Below are 7598 nucleotides of genomic sequence, written 5' to 3' on the forward strand. Positions count from 1 at the left end.
GCGCGGCACCAAGTGCGCCATCTGTGACTCACAGCCGATGCGCAGCGAGGCCCGGCTTTAAGTCCTCAGCGATTCGGGCGCGTTGCGCAGCGCATTGAAGTATCCCCTGTGTACCCTCGGAGGTTGTCCCACAACCAGTTACCTCGAGCGTTCGGGCTTATCCCAGCACGATGCTGCGGGCGTTATCAGGCCATTTTCTTTGGGTTACTTTCGACGCGAAGCTAGTCCCGTGGGATCTTTTGGGCCAGCAAAAGAAAAGTGACTCGAGCGGCGGCAGCCGATCGAAACGCCCGCCGCGTAGGCGGCACGCTGGCGGTAACGCGACAACCGCAGCGCACCGCATCTGGATCCCGGCCCACGCCAGGATGACGACCCAAAAAATCACCCGGTGATCGCCAACTCCCTAACAACGGTCGTCGCATACGCCCCAGCCGCCAACTCAAAACTCAACTCCAACGCCCCATCCTCCAACCACCGCCAGGACAGGTTTTGCGGAATCATCCGCAACGCCCGACGCTCCTGATCCATCTTCGCCCCCACCAACCCATCGGCAAGATCCGCATTGTCGGCAGCTACGGCGTTCTCCAGCGACGCCACCTCACCCTGCGCAGGCGTCTCGCCACGCCCCCACAACGGCCCCGACGGATGAATATCCCCCGTAGCCAATCGCTGCGACAACGTCGCGTCGAACGGCTCCGGCCCAAACCACGAGCGCGACCCCGCCAGCGACCAGATCTCCCCTTCCATCGGCGAATCCCACGCATCGCGCTCAACACGCGCAGCCAGCACAGCATTGAAAATATGCGAGCRTGCAGCCGACAACAGGAAGTGTCGCTTGTCGCGATCCACGCGCCGCCCGGCAAACATCGCACGGGCCTGCGCCACGTTGCCTCCCTCGCGACCAAACCGCTGCTCGCCGAAATAATTGGGCACGCCACGCTGCGCGATCTGCTTGAGGATCTGATCGGCCACCGCTCGATCACCGTCGACCTGACGCAACACCAGCACGAAGCGGTTGCCACGCAGCGCGCCGCGCTTGAGCTTGCGCGTATGACGCGTCGCCGCCAGCACCTTCACGCCCTCGGCGGCAAAGGTCGACCAATCGGGATCAGGCTTGCCCGCCAGCTGCACGGAGAAGGTCTGGCGCGTCACCGCATGGCGATCCTTCAGTCCCGCATAGCCCACGTTGAGCGGCGGAATGCCGGCGAACTTCGCGAGTTCGCGCGCCACCCAGTCGGTGTTCGCGCCACGCTTTTCCACCCATAGCAAGGCATGTTCACCTTCACCGTCGGCGTCGTAACCCAGAATTTCCTCGACCTGAAAGTCTTCGGGCGCACTGCGCAGCACGGCGGTCAGCGGCGGGTTGCCATAGGCATAGGGCAGTTCGAGATCGGACATGGGACTCCACCGGCGGGACCGGCAACAAAAAGAAGAAAAGCGCGGGGGCGCATTACATCAGGAACAGCGTGGCGAGACCGAGAAAGATGAAGAAGCCGCCCGAATCGGTCATGGCGGTAATCAGCACGCTGGAGCCCAGCGCGGGATCGCGCCCCATGCGCATCATCAGCAACGGGATGCCGACACCGCAGAACGCGGCCAGCACGAGGTTGAGCGTCATCGCGGTGGTCATCACCAGGCCTAGCGGGAAATTGCCGTAAAGCCACCACGCCACGGCACCGATCACGCTGCCCCACACCAGGCCGTTGATCAGGGCCACGGCGATTTCCTTGCGCCACAGCCGCCGCGCACTGGCGGCGGTGATCTGATCGAGCGCCAACGCGCGCACGATCATGGTGATGGTCTGGTTGCCCGAATTGCCGCCGATGCCGGCCACGATGGGCATCAGCGTGGCCAAGGCCACGAGGTGCTGGATGGAGCCTTCGAACAATCCGATCACGCGCGATGCGATGAATGCCGTGACCAGGTTGATGGCCAGCCACGCCCAACGGTTGCGGATCGACTTCCACACCGAGGCGAACACGTCTTCCTCTTCGCGCAGACCGCCGCGGTTCAAGGCCTCGCTTTCGCTCTCTTCACGCAGCACGTCGACCATCGCATCGATGGTGATGCGGCCGATCAGGTGGCCATTGCCATCGACCACCGGTGCGCTGACCAGGTCGTAGCGTTCGAACGCCTGGGCGACTTCATACGCGTCATCGGTGGGATGGAACGTGTTGACGTCCGGCGCCATCACCTCGCTCACGCGCTTCTCGGGCGAGGTCACCAGCAACCAGTTCAGCGGCAGCACGCCGGTGAGCAGGTTCTCGTGGTTGATCACGAACAGCTTGTCGGTCTGCGCGGGCAGCTCGTCGAAACGGCGCAGGTAGCGCAGCACGGTTTCCAGGCTTATGTCGTCGCGGATGGTGACCATCTCGAAATCCATCAGCGCGCCGACCTGATCGTCCGGATACGACATCGCGGCCTGCACGCGCTCGCGCTGTTGCGCATCGAGGCTGGCCATGAGTTCGGGCAGCACTTCGCTGGGCAGGTCGTCGACCAGGTCGGCCAGTTCATCCGCGTCCAGCGGTTCGACGGCCGCGAGGATCTCGTGGTCGTCCATGTCGGCGATCAGCGATTCGCGCACTGCATCAGAGACTTCGAGCAAGATCTCGCCATCGCGATCGGCCTTCACGCGCTGCCAGACGGCCAAGCGGTCGACCAACGGAAGCGCTTCGAGCACGTAGGCGATATCGGCCGGATGCAGCGCATCGAGCAGGCGTTGCAGCTCGACCTGCGCTTCGCGGAAGCCCTGGTCGCTGTCGGGTTCCGGCAGCTGGCCGAGGCCGCGCAGTCGCCGCAACAGGTCGGCAATGTTGTCCAGCTGATCGTGTAGACGCGAGGCCGAACTGCGGCCTCCTATCTCGCTCATGCCAGGACCAGCAGCACGCAGGCTTGCGCCGCAATGCCCTCGCCGCGGCCGGTGAAGCCGAGCTTTTCGGTGGTGGTGGCCTTGATGCTGATGCGGCCGAGTTCGCAACGCAGCTCCTCGGCCACGGCCTCGCGCATCGCCAGCGAGTGCGGACCGACCTTGGGCGCTTCGCAGATCACGGTGACATCGGCGTTGCCCAGCGTGTAGCCCTGTTCGCGCATCAGCTTGGCGGCATGACGGAGAAAGACGCGGCTGTCGGCATTGCGCCACTGTTCCTGGCTGGGCGGGAAATGCCGGCCGATATCACCCAGCGCCAGCGCACCGAAAATGGCGTCGCACAGCGCATGGATCACCACGTCGCCATCGGAGTGCGCCACCACGCCGTGGGTGTGCGGCACGCGCACGCCGCCCAGCATCACGTGATCGCCTTCGCCGAAAGTGTGGACGTCGAAGCCCTGTCCGATGCGCATCATGGGTACTCCTTGGAGCCTCGCGGGCTCATTTCATACGCGACAACAGGAACTCCGCAAGCGCGAAATCCGTTGCCGTGGTGACCTTGATATTGTCTTCGGCGCCCTCGACCAGCAATGGCGCGAAGCCGGCGCGCTCCATCGCCATGGCCTCGTCGCTCACCGTCACGCCGGCAGCGTAAGCCGCCTTCAGCGCGGCCGAAAGCTCGCCGCGACGGAACATCTGCGGGGTGAAGGCGCGCCAGCGATGATCGCGTGGTTCGGTGACTTCGCTGCGTCCCGCGTCATTGGCTCGCTTGAGCGTATCGCGCAGTGGTGCTCCCAGCATGCCGCCGCCGGCAGGCATGCCCAGATCGAGCAGACGCGTGATGTCGCCTTCGCGCACGCAGGGGCGTGCTGCGTCGTGTACCAGCACGAAACCGTCGTCGCTTACTTCGGGTGGCAAGGCGCGCACGCCGGCGAGCACCGAGTCGCAACGCTCCGCACCGCCCAACGTGGTGAGCACGGGTTTGCCGTAGAGAAGATCGACACCCGGCCAGTGACCGTCGTTGTCGCCCAGCACCACCATCAGGCCGGCGATGCGGGGATGCGACGCCAGCCGCTCCAGCGTGTGCAGGATCAGCGGCCGGCCGGCCAGCGGCAGGTATTGCTTGGGGATGCTGCCACCAACGCGCGTGCCGCGCCCCGCCGCCGGCACGACGCACCAGAGCGGCGCGTTCATGGGTTGCCGTTGGTGGAGGTTGCGGACGCGGGCGCCTGCGTGGCGCCCGGCTTTTCAACGACCTGGTAGAACGTCTCGCCTGGCTTGATCAGGCCAAGCTCGGCGCGGGCGCGTGCCTCGACGGCTTGCTCGCCGTGCTTGAGGTCGCTCACATCCGCGCCCAGCGCCTGGTTGCGCTGGGTCAGCTTGTCGTTGTCCTCGCCCTGTTTTTTCACGGCGGCACGCAGCGTTTCCACGCCGTGCACGCCGCCCGTGCCGCTCCACAGTTTTACCTGCAGAGCGATCAGGACCAGGACCAGGATCAGGGCAACCCAACGCAGCATCGGCGTAGTGCGCTCCTATCAGCCCGGCAGCTTGGCCAGGTTCGGGAACGCGTCGCGACCGGCATAGCGCGCGGCCGAGCCCAGAGCCTCTTCGATACGCAGCAGCTGGTTGTACTTGGCCACGCGATCGGTGCGGCACAGCGAACCGGTCTTGATCTGGGTGGCGGTCGTAGCAACAGCGATATCGGAAATCGTGGTGTCTTCCGTTTCGCCCGAGCGGTGCGAGACGATCGCTGCGTACTTGGCCTTATCGGCCATGGCGATGGCTTCCAGCGTTTCGGACAGCGTGCCGATCTGGTTGACCTTGATCAGGATGGCATTGGCGATCTTCTTGTCGATGCCTTCCTGGAAAATGGTCGGGTTGGTGACGAACAGATCGTCGCCGACCAGCTGGATGTTCTGGCCGAGCTTGTCGGTCAGGTGCTTCCAGCCGTCCCAGTCGCCCTCACCCATGCCGTCTTCGATGGTGACGATGGGGTACTGCTTGGCCCAGCTGGCCAGCACGTCGACCCACTGTTCCGGCGTGTAGACCTTGCCTTCGCCTTCCAGGTCGTACTTGCCGTTCTTGAAGAATTCCGAGCTGGCCACGTCGAGGCCGAGCAGGATCTCGCTGCCCACCTTGTAGCCGGTCTTGCCGATCGCTTCGAGGATGGTGTCGAGCGCTTCGATGTTGGAACGCAGGTCCGGCGCGAAGCCACCTTCGTCACCCACCGCCGTGTTCAGGCCCTTGCCCTTGAGCACGCTCTTGAGCGCGTGGAAGATTTCGGCGCCGGCGCGCAGCGCCTCGCTGAAACTGGACACGCCCACCGGCAGCACCATGAATTCCTGCACGTCGACGTTGTTGTCGGCATGCGCACCGCCGTTGATGATGTTCATCATCGGCACCGGCAGCGAACCGGGCTTGCCAGTGGTGCCGTTGATGCTGGCGAGGTACTGCCACAGCGGCTGGCGGTTCTGCGCCGCAACGGCATGCGCGGCAGCCATCGAGACGCCGAGGATGGCGTTGGCGCCCAGCTTGCCCTTGTTCGGGGAGCCGTCGAGGTTGATCAGCTTGGCGTCGAGACCGCCCTGGTTGGCGGCGTCAAAGCCCTTCAGCGCGCTCGCGATGGCGCCGTTGACATTGCCAACCGCGTTCTTGACGCCCTTGCCCAGGTAGCGGGCCTTGTCACCGTCGCGCAGCTCCACCGCTTCGCGCGAACCCGTCGATGCACCGCTCGGCACGGCAGCGCGGCCAAAGCCGCCGCCGGCCAGCGTCACTTCCGCTTCAAGCGTGGGGTTGCCGCGGGAATCGAGGATTTCACGTGCGTGGATGCGGGTGATTTCGGTGCTCATGGGATCCGTTGCTTGATGAGGTGAATGAAGCGAGGGGGAGACATCCTGCCTGATCTGCGGGGGATGCGCTTCATTCGCCTCCCCCGAGGCGGATCAGAGCCGTTACAGCGTGTCTTCGAGGAACCGGTGGCGCTTGGTGACCTGATCGAGTTCGAGCAGGGTTTCCAGCAGCGCTTCCATCTTGTCCAGCGGCCAGGCATTGGGGCCGTCGCTGAGCGCCTTGGAAGGATCGGGATGCGTTTCGGCAAACAGGCCGGCCACGCCCACCGCCACCGCGGCACGCGCCAGCACCGGCACGAATTCGCGCTGACCGCCCGAGCTCGTGCCCTGCCCGCCCGGCAACTGCACCGAGTGGGTGGCATCGAACACCACCGGGCAGCCGGTATCACGCATCACGCTGAGCGAGCGCATATCCGACACCAGGTTGTTGTAGCCGAAGCTGGCGCCGCGCTCGCACACCATGATGTCGTTGTTGCCGACGGCCTTGGCCTTGTCGGCCACGTTCTTCATCTCCCACGGCGAGAGGAACTGGCCCTTCTTGATGTTCACCGGCTTGCCGGCGCGCGCCACGTTCTGGATGAAGTCGGTCTGGCGGCACAGAAAGGCCGGCGTCTGCAGCACGTCGACCACGGCGGCCACTTCGTTCATTGGCGTGTATTCGTGCACGTCGGTGAGCACGGGCACGCCGAGCTGGCGCTTCACTTCGCCCAGGATCTTCAGGCCTGCTTCCAGGCCGGGGCCGCGGAAGCTGTTGCCCGACGAGCGATTGGCCTTGTCGAAGCTGGACTTGAAGATGAAGTTGATGCCGAGCCGGCCAGTGATTTCCTTAAGCTTGCCGGCGGTGTCCATCTGCAACTGCTCGGACTCGACCACGCAAGGGCCGGCGATCAGGAACAGCGGCTGGTCCAGGCCGACCTCGAAGCCACACAGCTTCATGCGACCGACTCCTTCGCAAGACGCTCGCCTTCGCGCACTGCCTTGAACTCACGGGCGGCCTGCACAAAACCAATGAACAGCGGATGGCCGTCGCGCGGGGTCGAGGTGAACTCCGGATGCGCCTGGCAGCCGAGGAACCACGGATGCTTCTGCTGCGGCAGCTCGACGATCTCGACCAGCAGGTCATCCATCGACTTGCCCGAGATCACCAGGCCGAGGTCTTCGAAGGTCTGGCGGTAGCGGTTGTTGAATTCATAGCGGTGACGATGGCGCTCGCGCACCACGTCCTGGCCGTACAGCTCGCGCGCCAGCGTGCCGGCCTTGAGGCGGCATTCCTGCGCGCCCAGGCGCATGGTGCCKCCCAGGTCGGAGCGCTCGCTGCGCTGCTCGACTTCGCCCGTGGCGGTGGTCCACTCGGTGATCAGGCCGATCACCGGATCGGGGCTGTTGCGGTCGTTTTCGCTGGAGTCGGCTTCGGTCAGACCCGCCACGTTGCGGGCGAAGTCCACCACGGCTGCATGCATGCCGTAGCAGATGCCGAAATACGGCACGCCCTTCTCGCGGGCGTACTTGGCCGCCAGCACCTTGCCTTCGAAGCCGCGCTTACCGAAACCGCCCGGCACCAGGATGGCGTCGGCATTGCCCAGCGCCTTGGCGGCGCCTTCGGCTTCGACCTGCTCCGAATCAACCCAGTTGAGATTGACGCGGGTCAGCTGCTTGATGCCGCCATGGCGCAAGGCCTCGCCCAGGGACTTGTATGCGTCCTTGTGCTCGACGTACTTGCCGACGATGGCCACGGTGACCTCGTCCTTGGGATGCTCCACCGCTTCGACGGTACGCACCCACGAGGAAAGATCCGCCGGGCCGACCTGCAGGCCCAGGCGCTTGACCACGATCTCGTCGAGGCCCTGCTTGTGCAGCCACAGGGGCTGCTTGTAGATGACGTC

Annotated in this window: 8 protein-coding genes; all 8 read right to left on the reverse strand. The window is 64.9% G+C overall.

What is annotated here, in order from left to right; genetic code table 11:
* Window positions 1-381: 381 nt before the first annotated feature.
* Window positions 382-1398 carry a tRNA pseudouridine(13) synthase TruD gene (gene truD / locus AC1DMG_RS17825; protein ID WP_477180850.1) on the reverse strand — a complete coding sequence of 339 codons (1017 nt, stop codon included), beginning with the start codon at window positions 1396-1398 and terminating at the stop codon, window positions 382-384.
* 52 nt (window positions 1399-1450) lie between these two features.
* Window positions 1451-2869, reverse strand: a complete 1419-nt coding sequence (gene mgtE / locus AC1DMG_RS17830) for a magnesium transporter (protein WP_441603368.1) — start codon at window positions 2867-2869, stop codon at window positions 1451-1453.
* On the reverse strand, window positions 2866-3339 hold the full coding sequence (gene ispF, locus AC1DMG_RS17835) for a 2-C-methyl-D-erythritol 2,4-cyclodiphosphate synthase (protein WP_441603575.1): 474 nt from the start codon (window positions 3337-3339) through the stop codon (window positions 2866-2868). The genes mgtE and ispF overlap by 4 nt, the downstream gene beginning before the upstream one ends.
* A gap of 28 nt (window positions 3340-3367) precedes the next feature.
* Window positions 3368-4060 carry a 2-C-methyl-D-erythritol 4-phosphate cytidylyltransferase gene (ispD, locus tag AC1DMG_RS17840; RefSeq protein WP_441603369.1) on the reverse strand — a complete coding sequence of 231 codons (693 nt, stop codon included), beginning with the start codon at window positions 4058-4060 and terminating at the stop codon, window positions 3368-3370.
* Window positions 4057-4383 (reverse strand): cell division protein FtsB, encoded by a 327-nt coding sequence (ftsB, locus tag AC1DMG_RS17845; RefSeq protein WP_204635621.1) that lies wholly within the window; start codon window positions 4381-4383, stop codon window positions 4057-4059. Before ftsB ends, ispD begins: the two co-directional genes overlap by 4 nt.
* Window positions 4384-4401: 18 nt before the next feature.
* The gene (gene eno / locus AC1DMG_RS17850; RefSeq protein WP_441603370.1) at window positions 4402-5715 is read right to left on the reverse strand and encodes a phosphopyruvate hydratase; all 1314 of its coding nucleotides are present in this window, start codon (window positions 5713-5715) and stop codon (window positions 4402-4404) included.
* Between the two features lie 102 nt (window positions 5716-5817).
* Window positions 5818-6651 carry a 3-deoxy-8-phosphooctulonate synthase gene (gene kdsA, locus AC1DMG_RS17855; protein ID WP_441603371.1) on the reverse strand — a complete coding sequence of 278 codons (834 nt, stop codon included), beginning with the start codon at window positions 6649-6651 and terminating at the stop codon, window positions 5818-5820.
* Window positions 6648-7598, reverse strand: a 951-nt coding sequence (locus AC1DMG_RS17860) for a CTP synthase (protein WP_477180851.1), incomplete at its 5' end; no start/stop codon positions are given. The genes kdsA and AC1DMG_RS17860, both read right to left, overlap by 4 nt.

The organism is Dyella sp. 01N36, from assembly GCF_056399745.1.

Excerpts from the sequence above, each read along its gene's own strand:
- mgtE (WP_441603368.1), bottom strand. The coding sequence starts at position 2,869 with ATGAGCGAGATAGGAGGCCGCAGTTCGGCCTCGCGTCTACACGATCAG.
- ispF (WP_441603575.1), bottom strand. The coding sequence starts at position 3,339 with ATGCGCATCGGACAGGGCTTCGACGTCCACACTTTCGGCGAAGGCGAT.
- ispD (WP_441603369.1), bottom strand. The coding sequence starts at position 4,060 with ATGAACGCGCCGCTCTGGTGCGTCGTGCCGGCGGCGGGGCGCGGCACG.
- ftsB (WP_204635621.1), bottom strand. The coding sequence starts at position 4,383 with ATGCTGCGTTGGGTTGCCCTGATCCTGGTCCTGGTCCTGATCGCTCTG.
- eno (WP_441603370.1), bottom strand. The coding sequence starts at position 5,715 with ATGAGCACCGAAATCACCCGCATCCACGCACGTGAAATCCTCGATTCC.
- kdsA (WP_441603371.1), bottom strand. The coding sequence starts at position 6,651 with ATGAAGCTGTGTGGCTTCGAGGTCGGCCTGGACCAGCCGCTGTTCCTG.